The following is a 15,952-nucleotide window of genomic DNA, read 5'->3' as shown; positions in this document are numbered from 1 at the left end:
AACGCCTGACGGCGTGGGGGTGCCCCCGGCCGAAGCTTGGGGGAGGCTCATGCACAGCCCGAGGGGCGAGTGGTTAGGCTCAGACGCTGTGAGCAGGCTCCAGGTGGTCAGCGGCAAGGGCGGAACCGGAAAGACCACGGTCGCCGCGGCACTCGCGCTCGCCCTCGCGCGCGAGGGCAGGCGGACGCTTCTGGTGGAGGTCGAGGGCAGGCAGGGGCTCGCGCAGCTCTTCGGGGCGGAGGCGCTCCCCTACGAGGAGCGGAAGATCGCCGTCGCCTCGGGTGGCGGGGAGGTGTTCGCCCTGGCCATCGATGCCGAGCGGGCCCTGCTGGACTACCTCCAGATGTTCTACAAGCTCGGCTCCGCGGGCCGCGCCCTGAAGAAGCTCGGCGCCATCGACTTCGCGACGACCATCGCGCCCGGACTGCGGGACGTACTGCTGACGGGCAAGGCGTGCGAGGCGGTCCGGCGCAAGGACAAGGCCGGCCGGTTCGTCTACGACCACGTGATCATGGATGCTCCGCCGACCGGGCGGATCACTCGTTTCCTGAACGTCAACGACGAGGTGGCGGGGCTGGCCCGGTTCGGGCCGATCCACAACCAGGCGCAGGCCGTCATGAAGGTGCTCAAGTCCCCGGAGACGGCCGTCCACCTGGTCACGCTGCTCGAGGAGATGCCCGTCCAGGAGACCGCGGACGGGATCGCCGAACTCCGGGAGGCCGGACTGCCCGTGGGGCGGGTCGTCGTCAACATGGTGCGGCCGCACCACCTGGACGAGGACACCCTGCGCGCCGCCGCCGGGGAGCGCCGCGCGGAAGTGGCCAAGGCCCTGTCCCGGGCGGGCCTGGGCGGCGCGCGCCGCGGCGGGCTCGCGGAGCGGCTGGTGGACCCGCTGCTCGTGCAGGCCGCCGAGCACGCGAGCCGCGTGGAGCTGGAGCGCGCGCAGCGCACCGTACTGGGGCAGCTGGACGTGCCGACGTACGAACTCCCCCTGCTCGGCGCGGGGATGGATCTGGCCGGGCTGTACGAGCTGGCCTCGGAGCTGCGGAAGCAGGCGGGCGAGGAATGAGCGGGGCCACCAGGCGTACGGATGCGGGCACGGGTACGGCCGTGAGCGCGGGCGTGAAGGGGGGCATCGGCATGGACACTCCGCCGCGGCTGGCCGTGGACCGGCTGCTGGACGACCCCGGGACCCGGATCATCGTCTGCTGCGGTGCGGGCGGGGTCGGCAAGACGACCACCGCCGCGGCCCTGGGCCTGCGGGCGGCGGAGCGCGGGCGGAAGGTGGTCGTGCTGACCATCGACCCGGCGCGGCGGCTCGCCCAGTCGATGGGGATCGACTCGCTGGACAACACCCCGCGCAAGGTGCGGGGGGTCGACGGCGGCGAACTGCACGCCATGATGCTCGACATGAAGCGGACCTTCGACGAGATCGTCGAGGGGCACGCGGACGCCGAGCGGGCGGAGGCCATCCTCGCCAATCCCTTCTACCAGTCCCTGTCGGCCGGGTTCGCGGGCACGCAGGAGTACATGGCGATGGAGAAGCTGGGCCAGCTGCGGGCCCGGGACGACTGGGACCTGATCGTCGTGGACACCCCGCCGAGCCGGTCCGCGCTGGACTTCCTCGACGCACCGAAGCGGCTGGGGTCCTTCCTGGACGGGAAGTTCATCCGGGTGCTGATGGCTCCGGCGAAGGTGGGCGGCCGGGCGGGGATGAAGTTCCTCAACGTCGGCATGTCCCTGATGACCGGCACGCTCAGCAAGCTGATGGGGGCCTCGCTGCTGAAGGACGTGCAGACCTTCGTGGCGGCGATGGACACGATGTTCGGCGGTTTCCGCACCCGTGCGGACGCGACGTTCCGGCTGCTGCAGGCTCCGGGTACGGCCTTCCTGGTGGTCGCGGCGCCCGAGCCGGACGCGCTGCGGGAGGCGGCGTACTTCGTGGAGCGGCTGGCCGCGGAGCAGATGCCGCTGGCCGGGCTGGTACTGAACCGGGTGCACGGCAGCGGTGCCGACCAGCTGTCCGCAGAGCGGGCGTTGGCCGCCGCAGAGAATCTTGAAGAAGGCGGCATTGTCGATCAGGAGTCCGGGAAAGCTGGACTTCGTGACTCGGCCGCGGAGGCCGCCGACGCCACGGAAACTCCCGGGAGCGGGACCGAGACCGGCTCCCCCGATGCCGATGCCCGTGCCGACGCCCATGCCCACGCAGACTCAGACCCCGAAGCCGACCCCGACGCCGATGCCGACGTGGACGAGATCACCGCAGGACTGCTGCGCCTGCACGCCGAACGGATGCAGGTGATCGCGCGCGAACAGCGCACACGCGATCGCTTCACCTCGCTGCACCCCGAGGTGGCGGTGGCCGAGGTGGCCGCCCTGCCCGGCGATGTGCACGACCTCGCCGGGCTGCGGGCCATCGGAGAGCGACTCGCGGCCGGGGTTCCGGCCGGAGCGTAGGCGTTCGTACGACGAATGCCTCCGGGTGCGGGGGCAGTCGTACGCGGGACCGCGCGGGTGGGTCTACCCGGCTGCCGCGTACGTCTCGTACGGAACGTCGATCTCCGCATCGACATCCACGGTGAGGATGCCCGTACTGCGCTCGTACTCAGTGCGGGCGGTTTCGAGCAGCCGTCGCCACGAGGTGACGGTGGGACGCCGGCGCAGCAATGCGCGACGCTCCCGCTCGGTCATTCCGCCCCACACTCCGAACTCGACACGATTGTCGAGCGCGTCGGCCAGGCACTCGGTCCGCACCGGACATCCGGTGCACACCGCCTTGGCCCTGTTCTGTGCCGCTCCTTGAACGAACAGTTCATCCGGATCGGTAGTGCGGCAGGCTGCCTGCGCACTCCAGTCGGTAACCCAGCCCATCCCGGCGCCGTCCTCTCCCGAATCGAGGCTCCCCCACGGCGGTAGCGGCATATTCACCGCTGCCAGTTGAGGACGTTACGGAAGGCGGGGACAGTGCAACACCCCCGACGGGCCCAATCTTGAATGGTCCGAACGGACTATGGGTAAGCGGCAGATCACCCGACGGAGTGATCCGGCGACATGCCCGACCATTCCGGCAATTCGGGTGGAATCGGCGGACCATGGACGAGCGACCGTCAGAGTGAGGGGTGAGATTCGGACATAAGTCCACCCCATTCGGGAAGGGTGAAAATCAAGCCGAGGGGTTGATGTCGCACCGCACTGCTGTGACAGTTGGGGACAGCTTAGGCCAAGGCATTCGCGCGTGTCCGGCGAATGAGAACGTAGGCTGCCCTCCATGGGAAAGAAGCGCTCGGGCGCCGGGCTCACGGGGCCGCAGCAGGCCGCCAAGTTCCTCGGGGTGTCCGTTCTCTCCGGAGTTGTGCTGGCCGGCATCGCGATCCCGGGCGCAGGCGCCCTGGGGCTCGCCGCCAAGGGCACGGTCGAGGGATTCGACGAGATCCCGGCCAATCTCAAGACACCGCCGCTGAGCCAGCGCACGACGATTCTGGACGCCGAGGGTGGCTTGATCGCCACGGTCTATTCACGGGACCGGCAGGTCGTGCCCCTGACGGCCATCTCCCCGTACATGCAGAAGGCGATCGTCGCGATCGAGGACTCGCGTTTCTACGAGCACGGCGCGATCGACCTGAAGGGCATCCTGCGCGCGGTCAACCGCAACGCGCAGGAAGGCGGAGCCGCGCAGGGCGCGTCGACGCTGACGCAGCAGTACGTGAAGAACGTGTTCGTCGAAGAGGCCGGCGACGACGAGACCAAGGTGCGCGAGGCCCAGGAGAAGAGCCTCGGCCGCAAGATCCGCGAGCTGAAGTACTCGATCCAGGTCGAGGAGGAGCTCGGGAAGAAGAAGATCCTCGAGAACTACCTCAACATCACTTACTTCGGCCAGCAGGCATACGGAATCGAATCCGCCGCTCAGCGCTACTTCAGCAAGCCGGCCAAGGACCTGACCCTGGACGAGTCGGCGCTGCTGGCGGGCGTCGTGCAGTCGCCGAGCCGGTTCGACCCGGTGAACGACGCGCAGGAGGCGATGAAGCGCCGCAACGTCGTCCTCCAGCGGATGGCCGACATGAAGGACATCTCGCAGACCGAGGCGGACGAGGCGAAGAAGAAGCCGGTGACGCTGAAGGTGACGCGGCCGAAGAACGGCTGCATCACCGCGGTCAAGGGCGCGGGCTTCTTCTGCGACTACGTCCGCAACACGTTCCTGACCGACCCGGTGTTCGGCAAGACCCGCGAGGAGCGGGCCAAGCTCTGGAACCAGGGCGGCCTGACCGTGCGTACGACGCTGGACCCGCAGTCGCAGGAGTCCGTCAACGAGTCGATCAAGGACCACGTCAACCAGGACGACAAGGTCGCCACGGCCGTCACCCTGGTGCAGCCGGGCACCGGCCGGGTGCTCGCCATGGGCCAGTCCAAGCCGTACGGCTTCGGCAAGAACGAGACGCAGATCAACTTCTCCGTGGACAAGCGGATGGGCGGATCGAACTTCGGCTTCCCGACCGGTTCGACCTTCAAGCCGTTCGTCGCGGCCGCGGCCCTGGAGCGGGGGGTGTCGGCGGGCAAGACGTACCTGTCCCCGCACGACATGGAGTACCCGAGCCCGGTGCAGACCTGCGGCGACAAGCCCTGGGTCAACACCTCGCACGACCGGGTGGAGAACGAGTCGGAGTCCGAGGTCGGCCCGTACGGCATGCGGGACGCGATGGCCAAGTCGGTCAACACGTACTTCGTGGAGATGATCTCCGACAACGCGCTCGGGCTCTGCCCCGTGACCGAGATGACCACCAAGCTCGGCGTGATCCCGGCCGACGGCACGAAGCTCCCCGAGGTCCCGGCGATCGCGCTCGGCACCGAGGGCATGTCCCCGCTGACCATGGCGAACGCGTACGCGACCTTCGCCAACCGCGGCGTGTACTGCACCCCCGTCGCCCTGGAGTCCATCACCGACGCGCACGGCAAGGCACTGGCCGTGCCGAAGTCCCAGTGCGACCGCGTGATGGCGGAGAAGACCGCCGACACCGTCAACACGCTGCTGCTCGGCGTGATCGACTCCGGTACGGGTACCGCCGCGGGTCTGACCGACCGGCAGAACGCGGGCAAGACCGGCACCACCGACAGCCGCTACAACGCCTGGTTCGTCGGATACACGCCGAACATGGCGGGCGCGACGTGGGTCGGCTCGGGCGGATCGAAGCAGGTGTCGATGGAGAACATCACCATCGGCGGCCAGTACTACGACAAGGTCTACGGCGGCGGGCTGCCCGGCCCGATCTGGAAGCAGGCGGTCTCGGGCGCGCTGGAAGGCCGGGAGGCGCCGAACTTCACCACGGTGACCATCCCGGAGAGCGGGATCCCGGCCGGCGGCGGCCGCCCCACGCCGACGAACCCGAACCCGAACCCGAACAAGCCCGGGAAGCCCGGCAAGCCGGGCGGCGACGGCAAGCCGGGCGGCCGGCCCGGCGGCCAGACGGCAGCCGGCGCCACGGGCGGCGCGACGGGCGGCAACACCCCGACGAACCCGTTCCCGGACATCAGCCTGGAACCGGGCTTCGTCGGCGGCCCCGAGGGACCGTAGGCGACGCGGACAAGAGGGAGGGCCCCGCTCCGCGCATCGCGCGGAGCGGGGCCCTCCCTCATTTCCGTCCTGACTTATGCGAGGTGCTTCTTGACGGCGGCGGCGACGCGGCCGCCCTCCGCCAGCCCGGCCACCTTCGGGTTCACGATCTTCATGACGGCGCCCATGGCCCGCGGCCCCTCGGCACCCGCGGCCCTGGCCTCCTCGACGGCCTGCGCCACGATCGCGCCGAGCTCCTCGTCGCTGAGCTGCTTGGGCAGGTAGGTGTCGAGGAACTCGCCCTCCGCCGTCTCGCGCGCGGCCTGCTCGGGACGGCCGCCCTGCGCGAAGGCGTCCGCGGCCTCGCGGCGCTTCTTCGCCTCCTTGGCGATCACCTTGAGGACCTCGTCGTCGGAGAGCACGCGCGCCTCCTTGCCCGCGACCTCCTCCTTGGTGATGGCGGCGAGGGTCAGGCGCAGCGTGGACGAGTGCAGCTCGTCGCGCGCCCTGATGGCGGTGGTGAGGTCTTCCTGGAGCTTGGCCTTGAGCGTGGTCATGACCTGAGTCTGCCAGGTGGAGCGGCAGTGGCGCCCGCCGGTTTTCCGGGTCTGAGACCATGGGGCCATGCGTGCGCGTTACGGAGTACCCCTGAAGGTCACCGCTTCGATCGCGGCGGTCGGGGCCGCCGGTGTGGCCTATGCCGCCGGTTTCGAGGCGCGGTCGTTCCGGCTGCGCCGGATCACCGTGCCGGTCCTCCCCGCCGGGATGCGCCCGCTGCGCGTGCTCCAGGTCTCGGACATCCACATGGTCCGCGGGCAGCACAAGAAACGCGCCTGGCTCCAGTCGCTGGCCGGCTTGCGCCCGGACTTCGTCGTGAACACGGGCGACAACCTCTCCGACACCGAGGGCGTCCCGGAGGTACTGGACGCCCTGGGCCCGCTGATGTCCTTCCCCGGCGTGTACGTCTTCGGGTCGAACGACTACTACGGGCCGCGGCTGCGCAACCCCGGGCGCTACCTGATCGAGAAGGTCCAGGGGCGGCACGGGCTGAACGGCAACAAGCCGGTCGTCGGCGCCGTGCACAACCCGTGGGAGGAGATGCGGGACGCCTTCGACGCGGCGGGCTGGGTGAACCTCACCAACACGCGCGGGCGCCTGAAACTGCCCGACCTGGAACTGGCCTTCACCGGCCTGGACGACCCGCACATCAAGCGCGACCGCTACGAGCGGGTGGCGGGCGGGCCGGAGGCCGACGCCGACTTCTCGATGGCCGTCGTGCACGCCCCGTACCTGCGCGTCCTCGAGTCCTTCACCGCGGACCGCTACCCGCTGATCCTGGCCGGGCACACGCACGGCGGCCAGCTGTGCATCCCCTTCTACGGGGCGCTCGTCACCAACTGCGACCTGGACACGAAGCGGGTGAAGGGGCTCTCCACGTACGAGGCCGACGGCAAGCGGGCCTACCTCCACGTCTCGGCGGGCTGCGGCACGAACCGCTACACGCCGGTCCGCTTCGCCTGCCCCCCGGAAGCCACCCTCCTGACCCTCACCCCGAAGGCCTAGCCCCCGCCCGGGGCCCGCCCCGGGTCACGGCGGACGGCCCGCGCCGCACCCCTCGCGAAAACCGGATTTCGTCTCCGGCCGAGGGTCCGCTAAAGTAATCGATGTCGCCAGGACAGCAAACGCTGCAAGGCGGCGATCGGGGTGTAGCGCAGCTTGGCAGCGCGCTTCGTTCGGGACGAAGAGGTCGTGGGTTCAAATCCCGCCACCCCGACTTCGTAAGACCAGGTGAGAGCCGGTGCAGAGCAATCTGCACCGGCTCTTTCTGCGTCTGGGTGACTGACTGAGCGACTACAGGTTCGAAGCGGCGGCGCGCCGGCAGGGCGATCGTGCGGCGCGGCTTCTTGGTCTTGGTGCCCCCGGTGGAGCGGGCCGCCTTCGGGACCATGACGACGGCCTAGCGATCACGCCGAGGTCCGGCCGCTGCCGCGTTTCCCGATGCGCCTGGCGCTGGGCCGAGCTCCAGGCTTGCACCGGCACACCGCACCGGACGTCCGAATCAGCGTGAACGCGGATGGGCCCGCGTCATCGCCCGGCCCACCATCACGGCCGAACTCCGGATCCACACCCGCCGACCACGACCGCCCGCAGCCACAACAAGGCCACGGGCGCCTCGCCGCATTCATACCTACAGGTGGTTGCAGGTGGCGAGCCCGCAAGGCCGCGGTACTCATCCCTCATGCCGGAAAACAGCAACACAACGAACGACGGAACCCGCGAACGGCAGACACAACGGGCAACCATCCTCGCCGCCCTCGGAGGAGCCCTGATCGGCGCCCTCGCCGGTCTCGGAGGAAGCGTGCTCGTCTACACCGAAGCCAAGCACGCACGCCAGGATGAAGCCGAGGCGCGACAAACGGAAGCCGATGAACGACGGGCGGACATCCGACGGGGGGCCTACGTCGACCTCTCCACGAGCACGACCAGATTCATCATCCAGGCCTCCGACCTGCTGATCATGAGCCTCGACCCCAGCAAGACAGACAAGGACAGGACCCGCCTGTTCGATGAGAAGTACGCACCGGCCAACGCCGACCTCGCACGGGCAGTAACGACAGTGCGCCTCGTGACCACGGAGGCCGGCAAGCGCGACCTGGATGAGATCGGCATCCACTACATCCATGCGGGAAAGCTGGTGAATGACACCTACGCCGCCACCAGCCTCGAAGGCATCGACGCCAAAAAGACGCACGAAGAGTTCCTCGAGGCGGTACGACAGCATCTGGCGGCGTTGAGGAAATTCATGGACAGGGCAGCAGGCGAGTCGCTGTAAGAGGTCCCAACACCCGCGCCCGCCTAGCCGATGTCCACGTTCGACGCTTCGTAGATCTTCGGCTTGGCCCTCGGCATACCGTTTGCCTCGAAGATCGTCGCCGCCTTCTCCATGAACGCCCCGAGAGCCGCCTTCGTCTCCCAGAGGTCGACCACGAGCCAACCGCCGTCCGCCGGGGCCCCCGCGTGGGAGATGAAGCCCGCCGCCGGCCACCACGGTGCCGCGTGGACGTCCGCGTGGTTGACCTGGTACTGCTCCGCACACCCCTCCGCACCGCGACGGGAGCCGGCCGGGCTACGCGCCTGACGCCAGCGGAGACTCCCGCAGCGCGCGACGTCCACCGGCTTCGCCCCCGGGCCGCGCGCCGCCCCGTTCGCTACGGCGTGCGCGCTGAACAGGTAGCGCAGCTCGCAGGCCCCTCGGCACCTCCGGTCCGTTCGTGGCATCGTGGCGGCTCGCCAAATCCGGCCCGCGGAACCGCCGTTCCTCAAATTCTGCGCGGAACCAGTCGAGTTGGTCGATGGATTTGCGGTCTCATCACCCGCGTCCGCCTCGGCCTTTTGATGGAGCGGACAACGAACCGCACGGCCATCCTCGCCAGGACACCGAAGAGTTGCGAGCGTACGCTGAAAGAAATAGCAGTCATTTCTGGGCGGCGTCCGGGGGGTGGAGCGCCCACAGTTTCACCGGCTCGTTGAGCGTGGGGCAACGAGCGTCGCAGCACGTCGACATTCTTCTGCCGGCCGCCACCTCTTGCAGCTGCCGCCGGACTGCCAGAGGTCAGTTCGGGTGCAGCGCAGTAGATAAGGGGCGAAACCATGCGCCGCCTTGTGCGTCTTCTCTTTTCGATCACCTTTCTTGTGTGCGCATCCCTCAGCGGCACGGCGCTGGGTGCGCCCCTCGCCCCCGGGGGTGCCGCCCCGCAACCAGGCCTACCGACCGCCATCGGCGCCGACCTGGCCGCGGAGACCCGCGATGCCATCGAGGTCACCGATGGGTTCTGGGTAAAACATTGGCCCGATTTCTTCACCGAAACCTACCAGCCGCCCAAAATCTACGGCCCTCTCGGTTTCTATGATGTGGAAACCGGAGATTTCCAAAGATGCAACGGCGAATACCCGGATAAATACAACGCATATTATTGCCCCGATGGGGATTATCTCGCCTGGAGTGCACAGATCATGGACTTGGGGTTCAACATGATCGGCGACTCGTGGGTCTATCTCGTAATATCTCACGAATGGGGTCACGCAATCCAGGCCAGGCTGAATTCAAACCTGCAGGCCATAGAAAAGGAGTTGCAGGCCGATTGCCTTGCCGGCGCGACGCTGCAAGGCGCCACCGATGACGGCACCCTGGTGTGGGAGCCGGGTGACACCGAAGAAATCGTCAGTGCGCTTCAAAAATTCGGCGATACCACTCCATGGTCAAATCCTGCTGACCACGGTGACGCATCCCAGCGAATGGGCTTCTTCACACAAGGCCTGCGCGACGGGGTGAAGGCCTGTCTACCCGGGTGACAACGACTCCTGACGAACGGAGCGGGCTGCACGGTGCTGAGCGAGCACCGTGCGGCCCGCTCCCCTGCGGCCGGGCCCCGAGACCGCCCGCGCGGGCCGGGACGCCTGGGCGCCACCCTCGCGCCACCGGGGCAACACCGGGGCGGTGGATGCTCTTCAACAGCAAATGACCACTGACGCCGAGCGGAGGTGAAAGAAATGAAGGTTTACATCAAGCCGGAGGCCAAGAAGGTCGACCAGGGCACCATCGTCGCCGCTGTCCGCTAGTAGCGACCCACATGCCACGCCTCCCGGACCGGGGGGCGTGGCATGTCCGCTCCAGTCACCACGTCACAGGGGAATCGGAAGCCATATGTGCGGAATTGCAGGATTCGCCCACACCGACGGAAGCGCCCTCGCGGGGTCGGCCGACGCGATTCTCCGCGACATGGCCCATGCCCTGCGGCCGCGCGGACCGGACGACATGCAGTTCCACCACACCGGGCAGGCGTGCATGTCCTTCACCCGGCTCGCGCTGATCGACCCCGAGGGCGGTCGGCAGCCGTTCATCAGCGAGGACGGGAACGTCATCCTCGCGGCGAACGGCGAGATCTACAACTACCGGGAGTTGCGCAAGGGGTTCGAGGGGCGGGTTCGTTTTCGGAGCGAGTCCGACTGTGAGGTCCTGCTCCATCTGTATTTGGAGAAGGGGCTCGCGTTTCTCGACGACGTGCGGGGGATGTTCGGGATCGCCGTCATCGACCTGCGCGAGCAGCGGCTGCTGCTCGCCCGTGACCGGCTCGGCATCAAGCCGCTGTTCGTCCACCGCAACCGCGACACCGTGCTCTTCGGCTCCGAGGTCAAGGCGCTCTTCGCGCACCCCGACTGCCCGCGCGAGCTCGACTGGGCGCGCGCCCTCGCCGACCAGGGGCTCAGTGCCGCGCCCGTGATGACCGACGACGAGCCCGTGACCTGGTTCAAGGGCGTGGACCACGTGCCCTCGGGGGCGATCGTCGACATCAGCCTGCGGGACGGTGCGACCCGCGTGCACCGGTACTGGGAGCTGCCCGCGCCCGCCGAGGCCGACGCGCTGCCCGAGAGCTTCTTCGTGCAGAGCATGGGCGACCTGCTCGCCTCCTCCGTACGGGAGTGCCTGATCGCCGACGCCGAGATCGGCGTCTTCCTCAGCGGCGGCCTCGACTCCGCGGCCATCACCGCCCTGTCGGCGCACACCGGGCTGCACACCTTCTCCGCGCTGACCGGCGCCACCGTCGTCAACAAGGACGCGCAGTACGCCCGCGCCACCGCCGACCTGCTCGGACTGCCCAACCACCAGGTGGCCTTCGGGGCCGACCGCGTGCCCTCGCCCGACGAGTGGCGGCGCCTGCTGTGGCTGATGGAGACGCCGCAATGCGGCCCGGAGCAGTTCTACAAGAGCGAGATGTATCGTTTCGCCCGCGCCGAACGGCCCGACCTCAAGGCGATCCTGCTCGGCTCCGGCGCCGACGAGTTCAGCGGCGGCTACAGCGTCGCCCTCTCCGGCGGCGGCGACTGGGAGGACTTCGAGGGCAACCTGCGGACGATGGCCCGCCGCAAGGCCCTCGGCTCGCAGTCCTCCGTCTCCGTCTGGTGGGAGGGCACCGACCTGCCGCTGCTCAGCGACGACGCCGTCGGCGCGTACGCCCCCGGCGCGGTGGACGACCCGTACGGCTCCTACCTGGCCTGGAAGTTCCGGGACATGCAGCAGTACAACTTCTGGGTAGAGGACCGCACCGCCTCCGGCAACGGCGTCGAGGCCCGCGTTCCCTTCCTGGACCACCGGATCATCGAGCTGCTGGCGACGGTGCCGCGCGCCTACCGCAAGCGGCTGTTCTGGGACAAGCAGGTCATCCGCGAGGCCGTACGGGACATCCTGCCCGCCGAGGTGATCAGCCGGCCCAAGCTCGCCTTCTACGAGGGCGAGGGCGTGCGCCACACGCACCGCACCTTCACCCGGATGCTCGCGCAGAACGGCGACGAGCTCGTGGAGCAGGCCCTGTCCTCGCCGCGCGCCGCCCAGTACCTCGACGGCGCGAACATCCACCGCGCGCTGCGCAGGCTGGAGCGGGACCAGAGCTCCGGGCACGTCGAACTGCTGCTGCGCGTGGTCAACCTGGGCATCCTCGACCTGATGGCCGTGGACGTCCCGGGCAGCCGGGCCCCGTCCGGGCCCGCCCCGTACGAGCTGCGCGTCACGGACTTCGAGGGCCCCGAGGTCCAGGAGCTGTTCCCGCAGGCACGGATCGAGGACACCTCGGTGTTCCGCCTCGCCGAGGGCGTGCTCGTACTCGACGACGTGCAGGAGGCGAACACCTCCTACGTCCTGGTCGACGGCGGGATCCGGTTCGTCATCGACCACCTGACCCACGCGGACTGGCTGCGGCTGCTGCGTGGTTTCGACGGGCGCCGGCCGCTGTCGGAGGCGCTCGCCGCCGCCGGCTGCGAGCTCGACGCGATGCGTCCGCTGCTGGACGGGTCGCTCGAGGCGGGCCTGCTGGAGACCGTCGACAGCGCCTGAGGGCGCGGTGCCGGCACCGCGCCGTTCGGTCCCCCCATTGGAAATCGGCATCCGGATGTGGATGTACGGAAGTAATCACGAGTGAGGTCACCCCGATGACAGCCCATCTCTACTGGGACGAGGTCTGGCGCACCGACAGCGGGCGCACAGGCGACTGGTCGCGGCCGCACCCGTGGGTCGTGGACGAGGCCGCCCGGCTGCAGAAGCTCGGCGCCGTGGACGTACTGGACCTCGGCTGCGGCGTCGGCCGGCACGCCCTGTGGTTCGCGGAGGCGGGGTTCACCAGCTCCGGCACCGACGCCAGCGAGGCGGCCGTCCTGGCGGCCCGGGACGAGAGCGTCAAGCGCGGGGTGCAGGTCGGCCTCGAAGTCGGCGACTTCGGCGAACTTCCGTACGCGGACGACAGTTTCGACTACGTCCTCGCCTTCAACGTGGTCTACCACAACGACGAGGCCGGCCTCGCGAAGGTGCTCGACGAAGTCCGGCGCGTACTGCGCCCCGGCGGTGTCTACCAGTCCACGATGCTCTCCAAGCGCAACGGCGAGTACGGGCGCGGCAACGAGGTGAGCCCGAACACCTTCCGCCAGCCCGGGGCCACCGACGACAAGGTGCACCCGCACATGTACGTGGACGCGGCCGACCTGCTGCGCCTGCACGCGGGATTCCGTCTGCTCAGCGCCACCGACGCCGAGCACGCCAAGGCGGGCTCCTTCCACTGGCACTGCGTCTTCGAGTTGCCCGGGGAGGACGTGGCCGGCACCAACCACGGCCGCTTCGCGCAGAGGGCCGGGGAATAGTGTCGAAGGCGGCGCGACTGCGCGAGTTGCTGGAGCGTAAAGAGATAGCGCGGATCGTCGGGTCCAGGGACGCGCTGACGGCCCTGCTCGTCGAGGAGGCGGGCTTCGACGGCCTGTGGGCGTCGAGTTTCGAGATCTCCGCGTCCCGGGCCCTGCCCGACCTGGGCCTGCTGACCATGTCCGAGCTGCTCGAGGCCTCCTCGCACGTCAACCAGGCGACCTCGCTGCCGCTGCTGGCGGACTGCGACACCGGCTTCGGCGGCAACATCAACGTCGTCCGTACGGTCCGCCAGTTCGAGGCGGCGGACATCGGCGGCATCTGCCTCGAGGACAAGGTGTTCCCCAAGCGGAACAGCTTCCTCGGCGGCGGCCAGAACCTGGAGGACGCGGGCGAGTTCGCCGGCCGGATCCAGGCCGCCGTACGGGCGCGGACCACCGGGGACTTCACCGTCGTCGCCCGGGTCGAGGCGCTCATCGCCGGGGCCGGGCTCGAGGAGGCGCTGCGCCGCGCCCACCTGTACGCGGACGCGGGCGCCGACGCCATCCTGATCCATTCCAAGGAGTCCACGCCGGCCGAGATCCTGGAGTTCCTCCAGGCCTGGCAGGCCCGTACGCCCATCGTCGTCGTACCGACGACCTATCCGCACTGGGACCTCGCGGAGGCCGAGGCGGCGGGCGTCTCGATGGTGATCTACGCGAACCATGCGCTGCGCGCCTCGGTCTCCGCCATGCGCGACGTCCTCGGGGAGATCCGGCTGCAGGGCGGGACCGGCGGGGTCGAGGACACCATCGCCCCGATGAAGGAGCTGTTCGGTCTCACGCAGGTCAACCGGTGGGAGGAGTGGAGCGCATGATCAGCGCCGAGTTCTTCTGCGCGGAGCTGGACCGCCGCGGGTACGGGTTCTTCAGCGGGGTGCCGTGCTCGTTCCTCAAGGGCCCGTTCGCGTTGCTGGAGCAGCGCGGCAGTTACGTGCCGGCGCCCAACGAGGGCATCGCCCTGTCCATGGCCGCCGGCGCCGAGCTGGGCGGGACCAAGGCCGTGGTGCTGGCCCAGAACTCGGGGCTGGGCAACCTCCTCGACCCGCTCACCTCGCTCACCATGGCGTACGAGATCCCGCTGCTGCTCTTCGTCAGCCTGCGGGGCTGGCCGAACGCCGAGGACGACGAGCCGCACCACGCGGCCATGGGTGCCGGGACCATCGGCGTACTGGAGTCCGTCGGGGTCGCCCACGGCATCCTCGACCCGGCCGAGGAGAGCCTGGCCGGGCTCCTCGACCGCGCGCAGGAGGCCCGCCGCGAGAACCGGTCGTTCGTCGTCCTCGTCCCGGCGAAGACCGTCGACGCGCACCCGGTGCCGGCGGCCGCCCCGGACGCGCAGATGGACCGGCGGGAAGCGGTCTCCGCGATCGCCGGGCACCTGGGCGACGCGCTGGTCTACAGCACCACCGGCATGATCAGCCGGGAGCTGTTCGGGATCGTCGACAACCCGCGGAACTTCTACATGCAGGGCTCCATGGGGCACGCCATCGGCCTCGGCCTGGGCACGGCCCTGAACCGCCCCGACCAGCAGGTCGTGGTCATCGACGGCGACGGCGCGGCGGTGATGCACCTCGGCGGGCTCGCGCTCGTCGGCGAGCGGCGACCGGCGAACCTGACCCACTTCGTGCTCGACAACGGCGCGTACGACTCCACCGGCGGCCAGCGCACCCGCGATGTGGCCATGCGCTGGGACGAGTTGGCGCTCGCGGCCGGATACCGCACGGGACGGGTCTGCCGTTCGGCCAAGGAAGTCACCGCGCATCTGGCCGAGATCGAGGGGCTGCCCGGCCCGCACCTGGTGGCCCTGCACATCGGCAGGGGTGGGGCCACCCCTCCGCGGGTAACGTCGGCGCACACCAACGCCGAGGTCAGGGCCCGCTTCCAGGCCGCGGCGACCGCAACCCGGAAGGAAGACCTGCCGTGACCACCGTCATCGCCCATGTCAGCGATCTGCACCTGGACCTCTCGGAACGCGCCACGGAGCGCGCGCTGACGGTCATGAACTACCTGCGCGACCTCCCCGGCCCCCTCGACGCCGTCCTGGTCTCCGGGGACATCGCCGACCACGGGACGGCGGACGAGTACGCCCAGGCCCGCAAGCTGTTCGACCTGCCGTACCCGGTGCTGGTGCTGCCCGGCAACCACGACAGGCGGGGTGCGTTCCGTACCGGCCTGCTCGACGGCGAGCCCGGGGACGAGGAGCTGAACCAGGTCGTCCGTACGCCCGGAGCCGTCTTCGTCCTGTGCGACTCGACGATCCCGGGCAGCGACGAGGGCCTGCTCAGCGACCTCACCCTGCGGTGGCTCGACGAGACGCTGACCGCCGAGGGCGGCGAACTGCCCGTCTTCGTCTGCTTCCACCACCCGCCCGTCGACCTGCACACCCCGTACGTGGACCGGGTCCGCCAGTTCGGCGAGGAGCGCCTCGCGTCGGTGCTGGAGCGGCACCCGCAGGTCGTGGCCCTGCTGTGCGGTCATGCGCACGTCGCCGCGGCCACGACGTTCGCGGGCCTTCCGCTGCTGGTGGCGCCCGGGGTGGCCTCGACCGTCCCGCTGCCCTTCGAGGGCCGGCCCGCCGTGGACTACGAGCTGGCCCCGGCGCTGGCGTTCCACGTGCTCGACGACCGGCGGCGGCTGGTCACGCACTACCGGGCGCTCGGCCGGCCGCATCCCGACCACTGA

At 69.5% G+C, this 15,952-nt stretch carries 14 protein-coding genes and 1 tRNA gene; 12 read left to right on the top strand and 3 right to left on the bottom strand.

Annotated elements, in window-relative coordinates; all coding sequences use genetic code 11:
* Positions 1-88: 88 nt before the first annotated feature.
* Complete coding sequence (locus ACFYXK_RS23385; RefSeq protein ID WP_389412856.1) at positions 89-1,069, top strand: ArsA family ATPase; 981 nt, start codon at positions 89-91, stop codon at positions 1,067-1,069.
* A gap of 71 nt (positions 1,070-1,140) precedes the next feature.
* Entirely contained in the window at positions 1,141-2,457 is a 1,317-nt protein-coding gene (locus tag ACFYXK_RS23380) for an ArsA family ATPase (RefSeq protein WP_389412855.1), read from the top strand.
* Positions 2,458-2,520: 63 nt separating this feature from the next.
* Here the strand turns inward: ACFYXK_RS23380 and ACFYXK_RS23375 are convergent, their stop codons facing one another.
* Positions 2,521-2,871 carry a WhiB family transcriptional regulator gene (locus ACFYXK_RS23375; protein WP_030299276.1) on the bottom strand — a complete coding sequence of 117 codons (351 nt, stop codon included), beginning with the start codon at positions 2,869-2,871 and terminating at the stop codon, positions 2,521-2,523.
* 397 nt (positions 2,872-3,268) lie between these two features.
* On the opposite strand from ACFYXK_RS23375, the gene ACFYXK_RS23370 reads away from it, so the two are divergent.
* Positions 3,269-5,566 carry a transglycosylase domain-containing protein gene (locus ACFYXK_RS23370; RefSeq protein ID WP_389412854.1) on the top strand — a complete coding sequence of 766 codons (2,298 nt, stop codon included), beginning with the start codon at positions 3,269-3,271 and terminating at the stop codon, positions 5,564-5,566.
* A 74-nt stretch (positions 5,567-5,640) separates the two neighbouring features.
* On the opposite strand, the gene ACFYXK_RS23365 is transcribed toward ACFYXK_RS23370, so the two are convergent.
* Positions 5,641-6,102 carry a GatB/YqeY domain-containing protein gene (locus tag ACFYXK_RS23365; protein WP_053787825.1) on the bottom strand — a complete coding sequence of 154 codons (462 nt, stop codon included), beginning with the start codon at positions 6,100-6,102 and terminating at the stop codon, positions 5,641-5,643.
* Between the two features lie 67 nt (positions 6,103-6,169).
* Here ACFYXK_RS23365 and ACFYXK_RS23360 point away from each other — a divergent pair, with 67 nt between their 5' ends.
* From ACFYXK_RS23360 to ACFYXK_RS23350, 3 genes are all read left to right on the top strand, one after another.
* Positions 6,170-7,108 carry a metallophosphoesterase gene (locus ACFYXK_RS23360; protein ID WP_389412853.1) on the top strand — a complete coding sequence of 313 codons (939 nt, stop codon included), beginning with the start codon at positions 6,170-6,172 and terminating at the stop codon, positions 7,106-7,108.
* 137 nt (positions 7,109-7,245) lie between these two features.
* Positions 7,246-7,319 (top strand) — tRNA-Pro (locus ACFYXK_RS23355).
* A gap of 465 nt (positions 7,320-7,784) precedes the next feature.
* On the top strand, positions 7,785-8,378 hold the full coding sequence (locus ACFYXK_RS23350) for a hypothetical protein (RefSeq protein WP_389412852.1): 594 nt from the start codon (positions 7,785-7,787) through the stop codon (positions 8,376-8,378).
* Positions 8,379-8,401: 23 nt separating this feature from the next.
* Here the strand turns inward: ACFYXK_RS23350 and ACFYXK_RS23345 are convergent, their stop codons facing one another.
* Positions 8,402-8,824 carry a hypothetical protein gene (locus ACFYXK_RS23345; protein ID WP_389412851.1) on the bottom strand — a complete coding sequence of 141 codons (423 nt, stop codon included), beginning with the start codon at positions 8,822-8,824 and terminating at the stop codon, positions 8,402-8,404.
* Positions 8,825-9,196: 372 nt separating this feature from the next.
* Between ACFYXK_RS23345 and ACFYXK_RS23340 the strand changes: the two genes are divergently transcribed.
* The 6 genes from ACFYXK_RS23340 to ACFYXK_RS23315 all read left to right on the top strand — a co-directional run bounded on the left by ACFYXK_RS23340 (position 9,197) and on the right by ACFYXK_RS23315 (position 15,952).
* On the top strand, positions 9,197-9,898 hold the full coding sequence (locus ACFYXK_RS23340) for a neutral zinc metallopeptidase (RefSeq protein WP_389412850.1): 702 nt from the start codon (positions 9,197-9,199) through the stop codon (positions 9,896-9,898).
* A gap of 352 nt (positions 9,899-10,250) precedes the next feature.
* Positions 10,251-12,434 (top strand): asparagine synthase (glutamine-hydrolyzing), encoded by a 2,184-nt coding sequence (asnB, locus tag ACFYXK_RS23335; RefSeq protein WP_389412849.1) that lies wholly within the window; start codon positions 10,251-10,253, stop codon positions 12,432-12,434.
* Between the two features lie 95 nt (positions 12,435-12,529).
* The gene (locus ACFYXK_RS23330) at positions 12,530-13,231 is read left to right on the top strand and encodes a class I SAM-dependent methyltransferase (protein ID WP_389412848.1); all 702 of its coding nucleotides are present in this window, start codon (positions 12,530-12,532) and stop codon (positions 13,229-13,231) included.
* 26 nt (positions 13,232-13,257) lie between these two features.
* Positions 13,258-14,085, top strand: a complete 828-nt coding sequence (locus ACFYXK_RS23325; protein WP_389412847.1) for an isocitrate lyase/phosphoenolpyruvate mutase family protein — start codon at positions 13,258-13,260, stop codon at positions 14,083-14,085.
* The gene (gene aepY, locus ACFYXK_RS23320) at positions 14,082-15,194 is read left to right on the top strand and encodes a phosphonopyruvate decarboxylase (RefSeq protein WP_389412846.1); all 1,113 of its coding nucleotides are present in this window, start codon (positions 14,082-14,084) and stop codon (positions 15,192-15,194) included. Before ACFYXK_RS23325 ends, aepY begins: the two co-directional genes overlap by 4 nt.
* Positions 15,191-15,952: a metallophosphoesterase gene (locus ACFYXK_RS23315; protein WP_389412845.1), complete on the top strand. Its 762-nt coding sequence runs from the start codon at positions 15,191-15,193 to the stop codon at positions 15,950-15,952. The genes aepY and ACFYXK_RS23315 overlap by 4 nt, the downstream gene beginning before the upstream one ends.

The organism is Streptomyces sp. NPDC002209, from assembly GCF_042890265.1.
GTDB lineage: Bacteria > Actinomycetota > Actinomycetes > Streptomycetales > Streptomycetaceae > Streptomyces.
Note: the sequence above shows the minus strand (reverse complement) of the source record. Positions and strands in the feature narration are given on the sequence as shown.

Bases quoted from the DNA above. Each gene is read 5' to 3' on its own strand.
- ACFYXK_RS23380 (WP_389412855.1), top strand. From the start codon at position 1,141: ATGGACACTCCGCCGCGGCTGGCCGTGGACCGGCTGCTGGACGACCCC.
- ACFYXK_RS23375 (WP_030299276.1), bottom strand. From the start codon at position 2,871: ATGGGCTGGGTTACCGACTGGAGTGCGCAGGCAGCCTGCCGCACTACC.
- ACFYXK_RS23370 (WP_389412854.1), top strand. From the start codon at position 3,269: ATGGGAAAGAAGCGCTCGGGCGCCGGGCTCACGGGGCCGCAGCAGGCC.
- ACFYXK_RS23365 (WP_053787825.1), bottom strand. From the start codon at position 6,102: ATGACCACGCTCAAGGCCAAGCTCCAGGAAGACCTCACCACCGCCATC.
- ACFYXK_RS23360 (WP_389412853.1), top strand. From the start codon at position 6,170: ATGCGTGCGCGTTACGGAGTACCCCTGAAGGTCACCGCTTCGATCGCG.
- ACFYXK_RS23350 (WP_389412852.1), top strand. From the start codon at position 7,785: ATGCCGGAAAACAGCAACACAACGAACGACGGAACCCGCGAACGGCAG.
- ACFYXK_RS23345 (WP_389412851.1), bottom strand. From the start codon at position 8,824: ATGCCACGAACGGACCGGAGGTGCCGAGGGGCCTGCGAGCTGCGCTAC.
- ACFYXK_RS23340 (WP_389412850.1), top strand. From the start codon at position 9,197: ATGCGCCGCCTTGTGCGTCTTCTCTTTTCGATCACCTTTCTTGTGTGC.
- asnB (WP_389412849.1), top strand. From the start codon at position 10,251: ATGTGCGGAATTGCAGGATTCGCCCACACCGACGGAAGCGCCCTCGCG.
- ACFYXK_RS23330 (WP_389412848.1), top strand. From the start codon at position 12,530: ATGACAGCCCATCTCTACTGGGACGAGGTCTGGCGCACCGACAGCGGG.
- aepY (WP_389412846.1), top strand. From the start codon at position 14,082: ATGATCAGCGCCGAGTTCTTCTGCGCGGAGCTGGACCGCCGCGGGTAC.